Origin of the sequence: Vibrio nigripulchritudo (genome assembly GCF_027924785.1) — a bacterium.
Classification (GTDB): domain Bacteria; phylum Pseudomonadota; class Gammaproteobacteria; order Enterobacterales; family Vibrionaceae; genus Vibrio; species Vibrio nigripulchritudo.
This window is the reverse complement of the sequence record NZ_AP027050.1, coordinates 1,875,820-1,892,068: the sequence shown is the minus strand read 5'-3', so window position 1 is coordinate 1,892,068 and position 16,249 is coordinate 1,875,820. Positions and strand designations below refer to the sequence as shown.

At 47.3% G+C, this 16,249-nt stretch carries 15 protein-coding genes; 3 read left to right on the top strand and 12 right to left on the bottom strand.

All coding sequences use genetic code 11. The annotated features are described in order from the left end of the window. Window position 1: 1 nt before the first annotated feature. From QMG91_RS26785 to QMG91_RS26750, 8 genes are all read right to left on the bottom strand, one after another. Complete coding sequence (locus QMG91_RS26785; RefSeq protein WP_281832756.1) at window positions 2-481, bottom strand: TRAP transporter small permease; 480 nt, start codon at window positions 479-481, stop codon at window positions 2-4. A 100-nt stretch (window positions 482-581) separates the two neighbouring features. Continuing rightward, window positions 582-1,550, bottom strand: a complete 969-nt coding sequence (locus tag QMG91_RS26780) for a TRAP transporter substrate-binding protein (protein WP_004402823.1) — start codon at window positions 1,548-1,550, stop codon at window positions 582-584. A gap of 58 nt (window positions 1,551-1,608) precedes the next feature. Next, on the bottom strand, window positions 1,609-2,430 hold the full coding sequence (locus tag QMG91_RS26775) for a putative hydro-lyase (RefSeq protein WP_281831078.1): 822 nt from the start codon (window positions 2,428-2,430) through the stop codon (window positions 1,609-1,611). A 96-nt stretch (window positions 2,431-2,526) separates the two neighbouring features. Then, window positions 2,527-3,426 (bottom strand): LysR family transcriptional regulator, encoded by a 900-nt coding sequence (locus QMG91_RS26770; RefSeq protein ID WP_022591482.1) that lies wholly within the window; start codon window positions 3,424-3,426, stop codon window positions 2,527-2,529. A 151-nt stretch (window positions 3,427-3,577) separates the two neighbouring features. Continuing rightward, window positions 3,578-4,471 (bottom strand): protein translocase subunit SecF, encoded by an 894-nt coding sequence (gene secF, locus QMG91_RS26765; protein ID WP_281831077.1) that lies wholly within the window; start codon window positions 4,469-4,471, stop codon window positions 3,578-3,580. 9 nt (window positions 4,472-4,480) lie between these two features. Continuing rightward, on the bottom strand, window positions 4,481-6,304 hold the full coding sequence (secD, locus tag QMG91_RS26760) for a protein translocase subunit SecD (protein ID WP_281831076.1): 1,824 nt from the start codon (window positions 6,302-6,304) through the stop codon (window positions 4,481-4,483). Window positions 6,305-6,421: 117 nt separating this feature from the next. Then, window positions 6,422-6,850: a hypothetical protein gene (locus tag QMG91_RS26755; protein WP_281831075.1), complete on the bottom strand. Its 429-nt coding sequence runs from the start codon at window positions 6,848-6,850 to the stop codon at window positions 6,422-6,424. Window positions 6,851-6,968: 118 nt separating this feature from the next. After that, the gene (locus tag QMG91_RS26750; protein WP_022606798.1) at window positions 6,969-7,619 is read right to left on the bottom strand and encodes a LysE family translocator; all 651 of its coding nucleotides are present in this window, start codon (window positions 7,617-7,619) and stop codon (window positions 6,969-6,971) included. A 222-nt stretch (window positions 7,620-7,841) separates the two neighbouring features. Between QMG91_RS26750 and QMG91_RS26745 the strand changes: the two genes are divergently transcribed. Both QMG91_RS26745 and QMG91_RS26740 read left to right on the top strand, forming a co-directional pair. After that, on the top strand, window positions 7,842-8,726 hold the full coding sequence (locus tag QMG91_RS26745) for a DMT family transporter (protein ID WP_281831074.1): 885 nt from the start codon (window positions 7,842-7,844) through the stop codon (window positions 8,724-8,726). Window positions 8,727-9,163: 437 nt separating this feature from the next. Continuing rightward, window positions 9,164-9,952 (top strand): EAL domain-containing protein, encoded by a 789-nt coding sequence (locus QMG91_RS26740; RefSeq protein WP_004402834.1) that lies wholly within the window; start codon window positions 9,164-9,166, stop codon window positions 9,950-9,952. Here QMG91_RS26740 and QMG91_RS26735 read toward each other — a convergent pair. Next, complete coding sequence (locus QMG91_RS26735; RefSeq protein ID WP_281831072.1) at window positions 9,909-10,844, bottom strand: DMT family transporter; 936 nt, start codon at window positions 10,842-10,844, stop codon at window positions 9,909-9,911. The two genes, QMG91_RS26740 and QMG91_RS26735, sit on opposite strands and share 44 nt — an antisense overlap. 277 nt (window positions 10,845-11,121) lie before the next feature. Here QMG91_RS26735 and QMG91_RS26730 point away from each other — a divergent pair, with 277 nt between their 5' ends. Further along, window positions 11,122-12,777, top strand: a complete 1,656-nt coding sequence (locus QMG91_RS26730) for a sensor domain-containing diguanylate cyclase (RefSeq protein WP_022597267.1) — start codon at window positions 11,122-11,124, stop codon at window positions 12,775-12,777. 7 nt (window positions 12,778-12,784) lie between these two features. Here QMG91_RS26730 and QMG91_RS26725 read toward each other — a convergent pair whose 3' ends face one another. Genes QMG91_RS26725 through QMG91_RS26715 form a run of 3 tightly spaced genes read right to left on the bottom strand, consistent with a single transcriptional unit; the run spans window position 12,785 to window position 16,126 of the window. Then, the gene (locus QMG91_RS26725; RefSeq protein WP_281831071.1) at window positions 12,785-13,534 is read right to left on the bottom strand and encodes a DsbA family protein; all 750 of its coding nucleotides are present in this window, start codon (window positions 13,532-13,534) and stop codon (window positions 12,785-12,787) included. Window positions 13,535-13,545: 11 nt separating this feature from the next. Continuing rightward, window positions 13,546-14,031 (bottom strand): protein disulfide oxidoreductase, encoded by a 486-nt coding sequence (locus tag QMG91_RS26720; protein WP_004402844.1) that lies wholly within the window; start codon window positions 14,029-14,031, stop codon window positions 13,546-13,548. A 4-nt stretch (window positions 14,032-14,035) separates the two neighbouring features. Then, entirely contained in the window at window positions 14,036-16,126 is a 2,091-nt protein-coding gene (locus tag QMG91_RS26715; RefSeq protein ID WP_281831069.1) for a protein-disulfide reductase DsbD family protein, read from the bottom strand. Between the last annotated feature and the right edge of the window lie 123 nt (window positions 16,127-16,249).

Here is a 16,249-nt window from a genome sequence, read left to right as displayed (position 1 = left end):
TTTATTGTGTTTCGCCTTCATGGGCTTTGTATGTCGGTGTTCCGCCTTTCAGTGCGATGATCAAGTTATCAAGCACTGCGAAGTTGAGTCCTATCATGCCAATGGCAACGGGCACCTGAGGGATCCATAACGGGATAGGGATATAGCCATGGGTGACTTCTTCGAAATCGTACGATTCCCATACCATGTGGGCACAGTAGAAGTTCATGAATGTCACTAAAAGGAACGCGAAAATGAGTATGGCGATTTCCTGATACTTCTGAACACTCGCAGGTAATCGCTGGATCACTAACGTGACCCGAATGTGCCCACCTTCGCGAAAGGCATATGCCAGCCCAAAAAAGGTAGACGCTGCAAGCGCATAACCGGAAAAGTCTTCCGCTGAGGGGACAATAAACCCAAACATTCGACCGATAACCTGAGCCAGTATGATCAGCATCATAAGCACAATGCACAGCCCAGAAGAATAGCCGGACAACATGTATAGAGTGTGTTTAAACGTATTCACTGAAAAACCTCACAGCAATACCTAGGGTCTGTTTACTTTAAAAATAAGGCTCCACCGAGCAGAGCCTCTCGTATTATTGGTTGTACTTGTTGAGCACTGCTTTTACTTCTTTTGGTGCTTCCTGTTCCCATTCTTTAGTCATGGTCACACCAATAGCTTGTAGTTCAGCGATCAGCTTGTCAGACGGTTGAGTCACTTTGATGCCGTTGTCCGCCAGAATGGCTGTATCACGTGCTTCGCGCTCTACCACCAAATCCCAAGCTGATTTTTCTGCTTTTTCAGCGGCCTGGCGAATCGCTTGTTGCTCACTTTTGTTCAAACGTTTGAATGCGCGCTTATTCACCACGACAAAGTTTTTAGGAATCCAAGCTTTTACTTCGGTGAAGTGGCTTAGGTAATCCCACGCTTGCCCATTGGCACCAGTAGAAGGTGAGGTGATCATGGCGTCGATGATTCCAGTACTAAAAGCTTGTGGAATATCAGGAAGCTGCACAGTTGTTGGGGTGGTGTTCATCAAATCCGCAAGGCGAGAAGTGGATGGGCTGTACGCGCGCATTTTGCTGCCTTTCAGATCATCAAGCGAATTGACTGGCTGCTTGGTGTACAAACTTTGGGCTGGCCAAGGCACAGTGTATAGCAGCATCAACCCTTCTTTGCTGAGTTGCTTTTCCACTTCAGGCTTCGCTGCTAGCCACAGTTTTTTCGCCTGTTCGTAGTCAGTGGCTAAGAATGGAATGTTGTCGTGTTTGAAGATCGGGTGCGTGTTGCCCATGATGCCAATGAAGACTTCGCCCAGTTGAACCTGACCAGTACGAACCGCACGTGGAATTTCTGGGTGTTTCATCAATGAAGCACCAGAGTAGACAGTAATGTCGATGTCACCGTCGGTGTAGCTCTTAATATCCTTAGCAAATTGGTAGGCGATTTGTGTGGGTAGATGTCCGTCGCCATAAGGGGTAGGCATATGCCACTTTGCTGCCATGGCTCCGTGAGCAGCCAGACCACTGAGCAATACTGCTGCGGTTTTTGCTATCCATTTCATGTTGTGTATCTCCATTTTTATTTTGCTTTTGTATGTTTGCCTAACGGGAATCGGCGGATTACAGCACCGCCAGTTCGTCGTTAAGGCAATCTGTGATGAGCATTTTCCCGGGTACGTGTGTGATCGCAATCGGTGGCTTGGCGTGTGCAATTGCCACCTGCGGGGTCACACCACAAGCCCAGAAAACAGGTAGTTCGTGCGGGTGTACCTCTGCCGCGTCACCAAAATCTGGTTTCGATAAATCGTCGATACCGATCAGTTTAGGATCCCCGATATGAACAGGGGCACCATGGGCTTTTGGCAGACGAGAGGTCACCTGAATAGCGCGAATGGCATCTGCGGCTAAAAACGGGCGCATCGACACCACCATGTTTCCATGAAACCGACCACTCGCGGTTGTCTCTATGTTGGTTCGGTACATAGAGACATTGGTGTTAGTTTCAACGTTTCGCACCGTCAGACCTGCGCGCTCTAATGCGTCTTCGAAAGAGAATGAACACCCTAGAACAAAGGTGACAAAATCTGACTGCCACAGGCTATTGATGTCGGTGACGGTTTCAGTGAGTTTTCCGTGGCGAAAAACATTGAATTCGGGCACATCGGTGCGGATGTCAATGTCTTCACCTAAGGTATTGAGGAGCGGGTAACCTGGCTGCGAGACCGCGATAAGTGGGCAGGCGACAGGGTTGTTTTGACAGTATCGAAGAAAGTCATTTGCCCATTCTTGAGGGAGAATGACGATGTTTCCTTGAACCAGTCCAGATGCCACGCCGCTGGTGGGTTGGTTGAATTTACCGATTCGGATTTGTTTTCTGACTTCCGAGGCTTGAGCAAACAGCTGCGACTTGTACGCAGAAGGCTGAGAATTCTTGATGAGCATTTCGCAAAGCAGTCCGTTGTTAATGAAATGTAAATCAAGTGTTGCTCTGTTAGCGCATTAAGTCCAATTATGGTTTTTTAAGTCTGGCGATAAATTTTATTTATTGGCATTGAGTTCGAACTCAGACGCGACATTCACCGCGATGTCAGCTGCCAGCTTGGCGGCACTGTTAAATGGAACCGATGGATAAGAGGCAGTGAAGCTAAGCGCTGAAGGCTCCCATTTTGCATTCAATTTTTTGAGTGAACCCGCTGTGATTTCAGGCGCGACCATAGCGTAGGGCAGTGACGAAATTCCGATTTGGTCCTGAGTCAGTTTTAAGCAAGCAGAGAGGGAACTGGATGAGAAGAAACGCGCAGGAAGCCCATCAATCTGCATAAACTTTTCGCTGATTTCGGTGAAAGGGCGCGTGTTGCGTGCGTAAGTGATGATTGGGTATTGAACCAGTTCTTCCAGCTCAATGGTTTTGTCTGGCAAATCCAGTTGAGTGCTGGCGATCCAAACTAAGGGGAACTGGCATAATTCCAGGTTGTTGACGGTCGGTTCGGAAACCGGACCCATTAAAAAAGCAAGATCCAAAGAGCGATCAAGCAAGCCATTGCGAAGATTTCCAGTCACATCCACTGTCATATCTACGTCCAGGTTAGGCAATTCTTGGTGCAAAACTTTGAGAAAATCGGTGAGCCAAGTATGAACAATCGTCTCTGATACCCCCAAACGCAGAGTGCCAGAAAGCAGCCGGCTGATATCGGCACGCTTGTGCATTTGTTCTGCCATATAGAGCATTTTTTCCGCGTAGGGTAAGAGTTCTTTGCCTTGCGAAGTCAATACGATAGGGGACGCATCGCGATCAAAGAGCTTTACGCCGAGCTCTTCCTCCAGGCCTGCAATACGAGTGGAAATAGCAGGCTGAGTCGTAAATTGCTGCTCAGCAGCTTTGCGAAAGCTGCCTAACGTGGCGACGAGTACGAAAGTTTCGATGCGTTTGAAGTTCATTGTTCTTCCTTTAGGGTCTTTTCCAAACTTAATGAACGAACAGAGCCTCTGCAAGATTCTTGTTATTTTTACTAATTAGGGATGTGACTGAGCGGACAAAGTGAAAATTAAGCTCGCTACCTCAGAAAGCGAGCTTGTTGAGTTGATGTGATTAAGGGTTACTATCAATTTCTGCGGGAATATAGTGCTCCGCTTTTAGCTCGCACATTTCCGGTAAAACCGTAGCAATCGAAATGGACGACCAGGTGCCTGAAACAATGCCGATAAACATGGCGCTGGCAAACCCTTGCAACGGTGCACCGCCCATCAGCCAAAGCGCACCAACAGTGACCAGAGTGGTGCCTGATGTCACCATGGTTCGCGAGAAGGTGCTGATCACCGCTGAGTTGATGACATCACTGGTTTTCCAGTCCAGTTTTGCCAGAATCTGTTCCCGGATTCGGTCTGCAATGATGATGGAGTCATTCAACGAATAGCCTAGTATCGCGAGCAGCGCAGCAAACACGGTTAAGTTGAACTCTTGTTGGGTTAATGCAAAGAAGCCCAGTACCACAATCACGTCGTGGAACAGCGCCAGAAGTGCACCGCTCGCCAGTCTCCATTCAAAGCGAAAACAGAGATAACCCATAATGCAAAGCATGCTGACCAGAATCGCCATGCCCCCTTGATCAAATAACTCGTCGCCAACTTGCGCGCCAATCATACTGCTGCTGACCACTTCGGCGTGGGTATCCAGTTCAGCTAAAGTCGACTTCACTTGATCTAGAGTTGCGCGACTTTCTGAAGAATAACGGAGTGTCCAGCGACCCAGTTCTCCCCCTTTGACGATGGAGAGAGAGTCTCCAACGACTGGGCCAAGAGACTGAGTCAGCTCCGTTTGGCTAACGTCTGATAACAGGCGAAATTCACTCACCATTCCACCGGTAAAATCCAACCCTAAATTCAGCCCTCTCACTGATAAAAGAGCGATGGAGATAACCACCAGAGCAATAGAGAAAATGCCCGTCCAGCGACGAATTTGAGTCATGTTGTTTTTAATATTCATACTAAACTCCTATACGCGAACGTCACGGCGGGCATCCTGCCCCCAAATGAGGTTGATGATGGCACGGGAAAGGAAGATGCCCGTAAACATGCTGGTTAGAATCCCCAGCCCCAGAGTAAGTGCAAAGCCCTGAACCGGGCCATTACCAATCGCGTAAAGCACTACGGCGGTGATTAAGGTGGTGATATTGGCATCCATGATGGTGCTGACAGCACTGTTAAACCCGAGGTTGATGGACTGTGCGAAACTGCGCCCTTCGCCAAGTTTGTCTTTAATGCGCTCGAAAATCAGGACATTAGTGTCTACCGCCATGCCAACCGTCAATACCAAGCCCGCTATTCCGGGCAGGGTTAGAACTGCCCCGGGAATCAAAGCAATCAAACCTAACAAGCAGACCATATTGCTGAGCAACGCAAGGTTGGCAACCCACCCTAACCGGCGATACCAGACTGCCATAAATGCCAGGGTAAGCCCCATGCCCAGAGCCAGAGCAGAGAATCCGTTTTCGATGTTTTCAGCCCCTAACGACGCCCCAATAGCCTGTTCTTCTACAATGGTGACTGGTGCAGTTAATGAGCCAGCACGAAGCAGCAGCGCCAGTCCTTGCGCGTCTTGCATGCTGCCAGCACCTGTTATCTGAAAGCGCGTACCTAGCTGACTTTGAATGGTTGCCACACTGATTACTTTGTCTTGCTTACTCAAGTTACCCTGTGCATCAGACACATACTCACTGAACAGAGTTGCCATCGGCTTACCAACATGAGTCGCTGAAAAATCACTGATGTCGCCGCCGCCAGCCAGATCAAGAGAAATGTTCACCACGGCGCGTCCCATTTCATCTAAGCCTGCTCGGGCATCCACAATGTGTTCACCTTTCACTACGGGCTTAGAGACCAGTCGCACTCGGTTTCCGTCTTCATCTAACGCGCTAAAAATCCGACCTTTTGAACTCTCGGTTTCTACCTCGTGAAACGCCAGGCTAGCGGTAGCGCCAATCACACTTTTTGCCTGTGAAGGATCCTGTACCCCCGGTAATTCGATTCGTATGTAGTCGTCTCCCTGACGCTGCACGGACGCTTCGGTTATACCAAGCTCTTCAATGCGCGAACGGAGAATAGTGAGGTTTTGCTTCAGTGTTTGCTGAGCAAATTCATCGATGCTTTGTTTTGGCATCGACAAAACCAGCTTGTTGGATTGCCCATGTTGTTGCCATTGTGGAAACGCTTCCTGAATCGCTTTCCCGATCTCGCTTCTGGAATCTTCGGTTTGTGTGGTGACAGTAATTTGATGATCAACAGAGTGGCTGATCTGAATGCCTCGAATATGCAATTTTCTGGCTGTAGTGCGAATGTCATCCGCTAAGGTTTGCTGTTTTTCATTCAAAGCTTGGTCTACGTCCACTTTCAATAAAAACTGAACGCCACCACGCAGGTCTAACCCTAAGTCGACGGGCTGAAAGCCCATCTGGGTTAACCAGACTGGTGCGACTGACTGGTAAGCCAAAGTGATTTGCGTCTCTGCGCCAAGAGTAGGGAGCAGAGCGGCTTTGGCATTGGCTTGGTCGTGTTCACTTTCAAGCAGCACCACCATTTGGTTGCCGGTGTCAGTGATTTCGCGAACAGGAATATTGTGATGTTTTAGTTCAAGCGAGACCTGTTCGATACTCAGATCTGCTTTAGGCTGGTCGATAATTAAAGCAGGCTTGTCGCCATACCATGAAGGCAGGGCACTTAAAGCCAGTAATACAATAGCGGTAAGAAGCACTACGTATTTCCAGATGGCGTAGTGATTCATTCGCTCGGGCGCTTTCGCGCGAGTGCGTGGAGAAGACATAGTCATACCTCTTTGATGCCGAATGCCAGCGCATACGGCACGACATCAGGACTGCCTGATATCGCAATAAACTCATAAAAAAGGGAAGTGGACGCAGGTGCGCCGGGAGTTTAAAGGCTAGCTTCTCTGATTGAGCTGGACGTAAAGTTGATTGGAGTCTTTCCAGCCTGAGACCCGGTACGGATTTGAGCCGACCGCTTTTTCAGACCAGAGGACAGATGGGATAGAAAGAGTAAAAAACAGATAACTCGGCGGGCGATCTTCTCCACCCAACTGAGCAATAAGTTCGTAATCCGGGGTGGGAACGACGCGTTCCTGTGCCCACGAGACAACACGGGAAGAAGCTATAAGCCCTTCGGGTATGCGCTTAGAGTGGGAATCAAAATCGCCAGATTGGCTAACATCGATGGAAGAGGGAGATTCATCACCGAGTTGTATTTCAATTTGATGGGACTGAGAGGGATAGCCAGAAACCTCCGCCTGTGCAAACGCGGATTGGCTAAAAGTCAGCAGTAGCGAAAACAGCAGGACTGCCAGAGTTCTCATTAATATAAGTCGCTCATCAAATTTGTTGGGTCGATAGTATTCCTGAACGATTCTTCGGACAACTAAAAAAATCTAAATCTTACTTATCAATTTCTGATCATAGAGATTTAAACCTCGATCAGCGATTCGCTGTCGCTGCCAACGTGACGCCTGCGCCAATAAATGTGGTGCCAAAAATGCGGGATAATCGGCGAACTGGTACAGTTTTTGTCGAACGCCTGAGAAGTTTAGTTCCCCAGTAACCATAAGCGGTTAAACACAAAGCTGAACACACAATCAAAGTGCCAACGAGCAAGGAAAACTGCGCGGCAAGAGGCTCACTCGGTGTAATAAATTGTGGAAACAGAGCCGTAGTAAAAACTATGGCTTTCGGGTTGGTAAGTGCCACCATAATGCCCTGAAAATACAGGTTAGATTTACGATACTGATTAGGTGACTCAGAAGCATCAAAGTCAAACTGAATCCCATGTCTCCACATTTTCCAGCCCATGTACATCAAATACAAAGCGCCAATAAACTTGATCGCCAGGAATGCAGATGTAGAACTGAGTACTAAAGCACTGAGCCCCAATACTGAACACAGAGACATAATGAATAATCCGCTGACGTTGCCAGCAATCGCCATGAGTGAGCGTTTAAATCCTTTACTTAATGAGTGAGTCATCACCAACAGAATGGCAGGACCGGGAGTAACGGTGGCAAGAAAGGCAATCGACAAAAACGCCAGCCAGTTTTCTAAAGACATAACACCTAAGATACTGAAATCCATTTCACTTACCTCACACAGAGACACGAACCTTCATCATACTATCCTGCTTATTGATTTAATGTTAATTAAGGGCGAAGTAAGGGCGAAATTTTGTTCGAAAGCGCCTTTCAAACCTCAAACCTGTGGGTAGGGTCGCCATTATCGGAACTGCAATAACATTTGTAATTGTCTTTTCTATCAACCTAATACAGAGTGTGATTTCTAAATGAAAAGGAGTAATCAATGACAGCAGCAAGCTTTTTTCGATTGGTATGTCTGGCCGCCATTTGGGGCGCGTCATTCCTTTTTATGCGGATCGCTGCCCACAGCTTTGGTCCTGCTTACCTGATCGAGTTTCGTGTACTTTTTGCTGCCATTAGCCTGTTACTGGTGTCGCTGTTTCTTCGTCGTCGCTTAGTTTTATTCAAATATCCGAAGCACTTTCTGATCATTGCATCATTCAACACGGCAATGCCTTTTATGTTGTTTGCCTATGCCGCTCAGACCCTGAACGCGTCTACTCTGTCGATTCTAAATTCCACCGCCGTCATCTGGGGGGCAGTGATTGCCTATTTCTGGCATCGCACGCCTCTGTCGATGAAAGGCGCATTAGGCTTAGTGCTCGGTGTGATTGGTGTGGCAGTGTTAGTTGGGTGGGATGCCGTGAAAATCGGTGAAGGTGCAACCCTACCTATTATTGCTGGAGTGATGGCTGCCTCTTGTTATGGCATTGCGACTAACTATGCGAAGAACGCCCCCAAGGTATCGTCGTTCGATAACGCACACGGCAGCATGTGGGGAGCGGTTATTCTGGTGTTGCCACTGTTACCCTGGCTACCCATGCCGCAAACTCCTACAACGGTGGAATGGTCCTCTGTTGTAGTACTTGGGGTCTTATGCACTGGTCTGGCTTACCTTCTTTATTTCCGGCTGGTGGATGATATTGGTCCCGCCTCTACGTTATCAGTGACTTTCCTGATTCCTTTCTTCGGGATTCTATGGGGCAATCTGGTGCTGGATGAGCCTATTGGTTTCAATACCATGATTGGAACCCTACTAGTGGTCACTGGCACCATGTTGGTAACAGGTTTCTCCCCCAAAAACGTTTTGCGCAGGAAATTAGCTTAAAGCCCGGGTTTTTCCGCATTCTCTTGAATGGTTATTGTGATGTTTTCAATGAAACTCTTAGGATTACTAACTGGTTAGAAGCTAAATCTGAGCAGGACTTTCTGGATGGGTTGGAATTTCTACCGATTTCAATTCGAATATGTGCTTTAGCTAATGTAAGCAGTGAAAATGCCAATTTCCTATCACAATCTCTTTCTCTGAATGTAAGAAGAAAGTAAAAGCCTTCCTTGAAAACATGTGTTGTTACAATTATTTCTGTCTCACAAATGCGAAATAGAGATATTAGTCGACTATTAATGTGGTTTTGAGTCAAAACGGTTTGATTCGAGATCCCCTACTGCTTATGTTTGTATTCAAAGGCACTTGCGCATCACTGATCCGATCAGCGTGCCTTAAAAAGGAATGAGTAGTAGTCCAAGCTGAAAGGTAGTTGCTAAATGGGCATAGACGTAAAACAATCTGGTCACGATCTCTGTTTACGGAACCAAACTGGTTCTGTGCCTCTGCCCCCCCAAGACTTCTCCGGGCAAGACAAAACCCGCTTTCAGTTTAAAAACGAAATCATCGTTAGCGAAAATAAGAAGTTACTTGCCAGCGAGTTGTTATTGTCGCAGGAAGACGCGTCTATCCACACTTCGTTTATGAAGGGAGAGCTTGGAAAACGTCTTGCCAAAGATATTCTGGACCAGCAGCTTCACTTCCTTATTTCTGTCGATCCCGCTTCTTTCCCATTTGAATGTCTATTCCTGAATGTTGAACGTCATGCCCTTGGCAATAAGAAGACAGTCAATTTACTGATAGCTGTACACTCTCATTTGCGAAGCTATGGTAAGTCTCTGGTTATTGAGACCACTGAAAGACAATATTCAATTGAAAACAAAGACTACCTGTCTGGAATTGAAAAGCTGAAACAGGTCGGAGTGAAACTGGCTTTGGATGATTATCAGGTGGGTGATGACTTTCGGGACGACGAGCTCAGTGCTGGCTTTTACGATTACGTGAAAGTAGACAATCCCTTTTTTAATCTTGAATCCGGACTCGCTGAACCTAATCAGAAGCTGGACATCATTCTTAGTCAGAAAGCCGCCAGCGACGCGAAGTGGATTGTGGAAAGGGTAGAAGATCAAGATTCACTCAATCAATTGCTACCCTTTGCGTTTTGGGGATATCAGGGGTATCTCTTCAATCCGTTACAGGAACATTATCCTGAGTATTCTCTGTTTTAGCGGCTGGAGCTTTGATTCGACGTTTGGTTCGCCACAGGTTGATAAAGTTAGGCAGCAGTGAAGCGGCGATCATACCCATCATTAATCCGATTTGAGCGGCACTGTAACTTTCGTTCATGAGCAATACTCCACCAGTGATACCCGCTACCGGGTTTGCGATTCCACTGAATGTGAACTCAACAACCGTCATCTTACGAATCAACCAGACATACATACCATACGCAAGTGCGGTATTCAGAAGCACTATCCATGTAATACCCGCCCAGTTTCGAATGCTGATGTCGTTACTTAGAACGGCTTGATAAGTGGCGGGGTCTACCCAAAACTGAAGCCCGGTAACCAGCCCCAGAACTACCCCGCCAATAATGAGCTGCCAGCTCAGCACTCCCCACCAGTGCATGTCCTTAGACAGATTCTGAGTGAGCATGCTGCCAATAACAATACAACAGATGGCACAGAACATGGCGATCAGTCCGACAAGGTTGAGTGACAACTGGCTAGGATCAAACAAGAACCACGCAAATGCCACCAGAATTCCCCCGGATACCACCTGAACCATCGACGGTCGCTTTTTGAACCAAAGCCATTGAAAAATCATGGCAAAAATAGGGACGGAGACCATACCAACACCAGAAATTGCTGCGGGTAGCGTTGCCGCCATCAGGAAGATCATCGCGAAGAATGCACCAATGTTAATCACAGACAAGATAAGAAGAGGTTGCCATTGATGTCTTGCAGGTATCACGGGTTTCAGTGCGAAAAGCAGTAAGCCGGCAGGCAGAGCACGAACAAAACCCAGCAGCAGAGGTGGCCAGTCCGAAACGGTGTACTGGGTAACTGCGTAAGTGGTACCCCAAAAGAAAGCGGGGATCATGGCTAGGAATATGTTCATGTTAACTATATTAATGTGAAGATAATGGAGGCTAATGTACGCCTATTTTACATCTATGTAAAGTATCTTTATATGAAGATATATTTAATTTCAGAGAGGGATACAAAACCAGTATCTGCAACTAAGCTTATCATTTGAGCTATATAAAAAAGAAATATTAGTAACTTTAAAGCCCTGATACGTTCAGGTTTGATGGGGGCGTGACCGAGCGATAGGCATGAGAAACGACAAGCGAAGCTGCTGATAAACGGAGAGAGTATGTGATTGGAGAAAGAGTGTGATTAAAGCGAAACAGCTCTATATGCCTGCCATTGCGATGACTGCATTGTTCGTCGGCTCGATTGCTGTGCTTCAGAAAGCCTTGTCAGAATCATACGTCAGCCTGATCACAAATGAACTACACATTGAGCTGGATAGTATTATTTATGGGTTGTCTGTTTCCGTAGATTCCCCTTCTTATCAAGCCTTTGATGAATTTATTGAGAAAACGCCTTTTGCTCAAAAGCGGCATGAGATCAGCATTATTTCGGAGCAGGGTAAGCTGATTTTTGATACAGGATTATCCAAAGCCCAACTGATTCGCCAGCCTCCACAAAATAACCATCCAGAGTTTTCAAACGCACTGAAGCTGGGAGTAGGCAATGCGATGCGCTTCAGTGAAACCAAGGGGATCGAATATCTGCATGTCGCTAAACCTTTCGCCTTACGCGATTTTTATGGCGTCGCACGGATATCGGTTCCCATCGAATACATCAACTCAGCCATAGACAGGTTCATTACCTTCTTTTTCTTGGTGATGTGTTCTGCGCTGGCGGTGATGCTGGTGATTACCTACCTAAACAACCGCCAGATAGTTCAACATCTGGCGAAAAAAGAAGACAGATACAAAGCACAGTATGCACAGCAGACTCGGGAAGTGGAGTTACTCAACCGCCTAGCAAGCTTGCTGGCGGCATGCAGTACCATCCATGAAGCGGAGCAGGTGGTGAAAGATCTGGCGCCTAAGATACTTGGGGATGTTTTAGGGGCGGTTTCAATAATGCGTTCTTCAAGAAATTTGCTTGAAGTAAAACTGGTGTGGGGCGGTGACTGGATTGGCGATAACATCTACCCACCGGATGATTGCTGGGCACTGCGAAAAGGGAAAAGCCATATGGCGAGAGACGATCTCGCTGCCATGCCCTGTAAGCACATGCCAAATGTGAATGATGAGCAAGTGCTTTGCATTCCTCTAATCGCGCACGGCAACACTGTGGGTATGATGCATTTGGCTTTTGGGGACGAAGAGGAGTGCCGACGCCAGTACAACCTCTGTCGCACTGTTGCGGAACATATCGGGTTAGCCATTGCGAACCTGGAGCTTCAGGAAGAGCTGCGACGACAGGCACTGAGAGACCCTCTGACTGGTCTGTTTAATCGCCGCTATATGGAAGATGCCATCGAGCAGGACATGAATGTTGCTAGTCGCAAGAAACAGAGTTTCTCGCTGCTGATGGTCGATATGGATCATTTCAAAATCTTCAACGACAATTTCGGGCACGATGCCGGTGATTTTGTGCTTAAGCAGCTCGCAGGCGTGTTGCTGAAAGCCACTCGGGAGCAAGACAAAGTGTGCCGGATTGGCGGAGAAGAAATCGCCATTTTACTGCCCGATACGTCACTGGAAGAGTCTATTCTTGCTGCCGATAACGTATGTAACGCCGTCAGAGACATCAACCCAAAACTTAATGGTCAGATGCTTGGAAAGGTGACGGTTTCGATCGGTATCGCAACCTACCCAGAATCATCCAATGGAGTGGAAGGGTTACTGAAAGATGCGGATATTGCTTTGTATCAGGCAAAAGAGAATGGGCGGGATCAACATGTGCACAGCGGCTTAAAAACCACCGCTGTGCCCCTGAAAACGCTGCCTCGTGAGGCAAGTTCAGGGTAGAGAAAACTTAGTTCAGAGCTTTGTCCACCGTTTCTTTAAGTTGTGCGTATGGAATAAAACCCGGAACGATTTCATCGTTAATGATGATTGCCGGAGTACCTCTCAGACCCAGTTCGCCGAAAGCCTGCATGTTTTTCGACACGATGCTTTGCTCTCGCTCACCTGTTTCCAAGTACCTTTCTGTTCCTGTGTCTTTAGCGATGCGATTGAGTGAGTCGGCATCGTGACGGGTTGGGTGAGCCACCAACTGGCGGTGAACTTCGGCAAATTTCTCTGGCTCTTTTTCCCACACTTTCAAAGCGTAGAAAGCAGAGTTGGTGTTGGTACCACTTGCAATCTGCTGCTGTAATGGCACGTAAACATTCACCACCTGCACATCTTTAACTTCAGTAAGTAACTTCGCCAGACCAATTTCCAGTCGCTTACAATAAGGACAGTTGTAATCCGTGAAGTTAATGATGGTCAGTTTCGGATTGTCCGAACCTGCTTTACTGTGTTCTGGCGCTTTTGTCAGCCATTCTCTTTGATCTTCTAATGCCTTTTCCGTGCGCTCCAACTGCGCAACGTAACCTTTCAGGCTTTGATTTAAGTCTGCAATGATTTGTGGATGACTGCGAAGAATAGAATCGATTTCCGCCAGTTGAACACTTTGCTCCGGTGTGAGCTGTTCTGAAGGTTTGACGGCATCGGCGACACTTACGCTCACCATACTGAAGGCAAGACCTATTCCGCCAAGCCACTTGGTTATTTGAGTCATTTTCTGGTTCCTTATGCCAGCAACAATCTGAGCCACAATCCCCATGGAGTTGAGAAACCTGTGGTCATTGAATGAATTTCACCATCTTTGACGATGGCAATCGTTGGGGTAACTTGAGCTCGCCAGTATTGATTAATGCTGCCTTTCAAGTCGTTGATGACTTTGAAGTCATAGTTTTTATGTGTCATGTATTCCTGAAGGCGTTCGTCTTCACCAGAAGCGAGCGCTATTGAGACCACTTCATAGTGACCGGAAAGCAAATCAATGGTTGGGCTGGTCAGGGTGCATACGCCACACCAGGTCGCCCAGAAGTAAACCAGAACAGGTTTTTCCTTGCTGAGCTCTTTTAAATCGACGTAGGTGCCATCTATGGTCATCCCTCGCGTTTCTGGCATGTCATAAAAGTCGACATGCTTGGTTCTCCACCAATCCAGTAAGCCAGTAATAAGGACAATCAGTAACAGGTAGCCAGTGAGGTTTCTTATTATTTTAAACATTGGGTCAGTTTCCTCTCGCCGCTTCTAAAGAGCGTGAAATCGAATCATGTGTAAGCAAAACAGGCAATGGAGTGCCTAAAGGTGAATCTGGTCCATAGACAACGTTTAGTGGTACGCCATAACGTCCGTGGCTCATTAAAAATTCGGTAATTTTACTGTTGGCAGTCGTCCAGTCTCCGCGCATCAGTACGACATTTTTTTCCTGTAAATGTTCATACGTAGGAGACTGAAGAAGTGTGCCGATTTTGTTGGCTTTACAAGTGATGCACCAATCTGCCGTAATGTCGACAAACACCAGTTTGCCATCAGCGACGTGAGCTCGAATGGCTTGCAAATCGAGCGGCTGCCAGTTTAAGTCATCGACGATTGGTTCAGCCCAGTATGATGATGTTGAACCTGCGATAATCATACCCAGCCCAACCACCAGTAACGTCGCGCTGCTGAATATTGCTACAAGCCTTGCACCGTACTTTGAAGTGAGAAGGACCAAGAGTAAAACCAAGGTCGCGATTCCCGTGACGACGGTGCCAAACTGACCGATATGCGCATGTAGTAGCGAGATCAGCCAGAAAGTGGTGAGCGACATCATCAATGCAAAGACAATCTTCAGCTTATTCATCCATGCGCCGGGCTTGGGAAGAAAGCGCGTGCTATTCGGAAAGAGTGCGAAGACGAGCCATGGCGCTGCAAAACCCAATCCAAGAAACGTAAAGATAAGCAAGACATTCTGAACGCTTCCGCCAAGCGCAAATGCGACGGCGGTGCCTAAGAACGGAGCACTGCAAGGTGTCGCCAATAAAGTAGCAAATGCCCCCTGAGCAAAATGATTACCTAACCCTTTTCCGCGATCCTTCGCCAGTGAGTCTGACACTTGTCCTGGCAATTTGATTTCGAATACACCAAACAGGTTGAGGCTGAATGCCAGGGTAATCAGTGCCAGAAAGGCAAGAAACCATGGCTGCTGAAACTGGATACCCCATCCGATGGCGTACCCTGCCCACTTTAAGCCAATCAGGGCAAACGCAATCAGCCAGAACGAAACCAGTATTCCAGCAGCAGATGCAAAAAACTGGGCTTGTTGAGTTCGCTTGTTTGGCGCAGATAAAAGCAAACTGTTTATTTTGATGCCGAGCACAGGCAACACGCATGGCATGACGTTCAGAATGAGACCGCCAACAAAAGCAAACCAGAGCATGGAAAGCAGATTGCCGCTGATCTGGAAGACGTTTCCTTTCTTCCACGTCGTCGATAGTTCCTGCGCGAGTAGATCATCCAGAACCGTAACTCGCAAAGAAGGCAAATCAAATTGAACTTTGCCAAAGGTATTCGATACCTGGCTTACGGCTGCTAACGTTGTTCCTTCTATTGATAGAGAAGGTTGCTGGAATTGATCGTCTGAATTTTCTGTGGTTTCGATGAATACGTTCGGATTCTGCCAGCCATCAGGATGAAACAAAGTCACCTGAATCATTGAGCTTGTTTCATCCCAGACAACTTCTCTGACTTCGGTTTTTCCCTCTTTCAAAGGCACTTTGGACATCGCCTGATTGTGACGCAACAATATTTCAGAGTCAGGAACTAGTTCAGATGGAGTAAGACTGAGAGAGACAGGGTAGTCGGTGAGCACACAGATGTCGGTACAGCTTGGCAAAGTTATGGTTGCGTTAAACGTGGCACTTTCGTCCCAGTTTTCAAGCTGAATATCGAGCGGAAACGCCACGTAGTTTTTATAGCCCTGAACCGTTAAGCCAAACTGCTGGAAGTAGTTTGGACTTGGCCAGTGCCAGTTTACCTTATCGATGTTTGTAGATGGAGATAACCTGATGGAAGGTGCTACACCGCCCTCTCCGGGTGATCGCCAGTAGGTTTTCCAGTTATCTTCCAGCGTTACTTCTAACAGCGCGTGCACCACCTTTTGGTCTTTATTCGTGGTGCCAGGCAGCGATAACTTCACTTGTACTGGAGGGTGCTGCTCATTCGCTATCCACCCGGTTGTGTTCGCCGCAACACTCGGCGAAATACAGAAAAAGAGCAGCAGAAGTAGCAGCAACTTAGGGCAGTTAGGCATGATGTAAGGTGCGTGATGGTTTCTCATATCTTTTGAAATTGTATACCTAATACCCAAATTCGGGAGCGAAAGGATAGTGATCAGGGCTGCGTTTTCATGGTTTGATGAACACGAAACCTGAGCTAATCGAAGAATCTGGCAAAAGAGTTG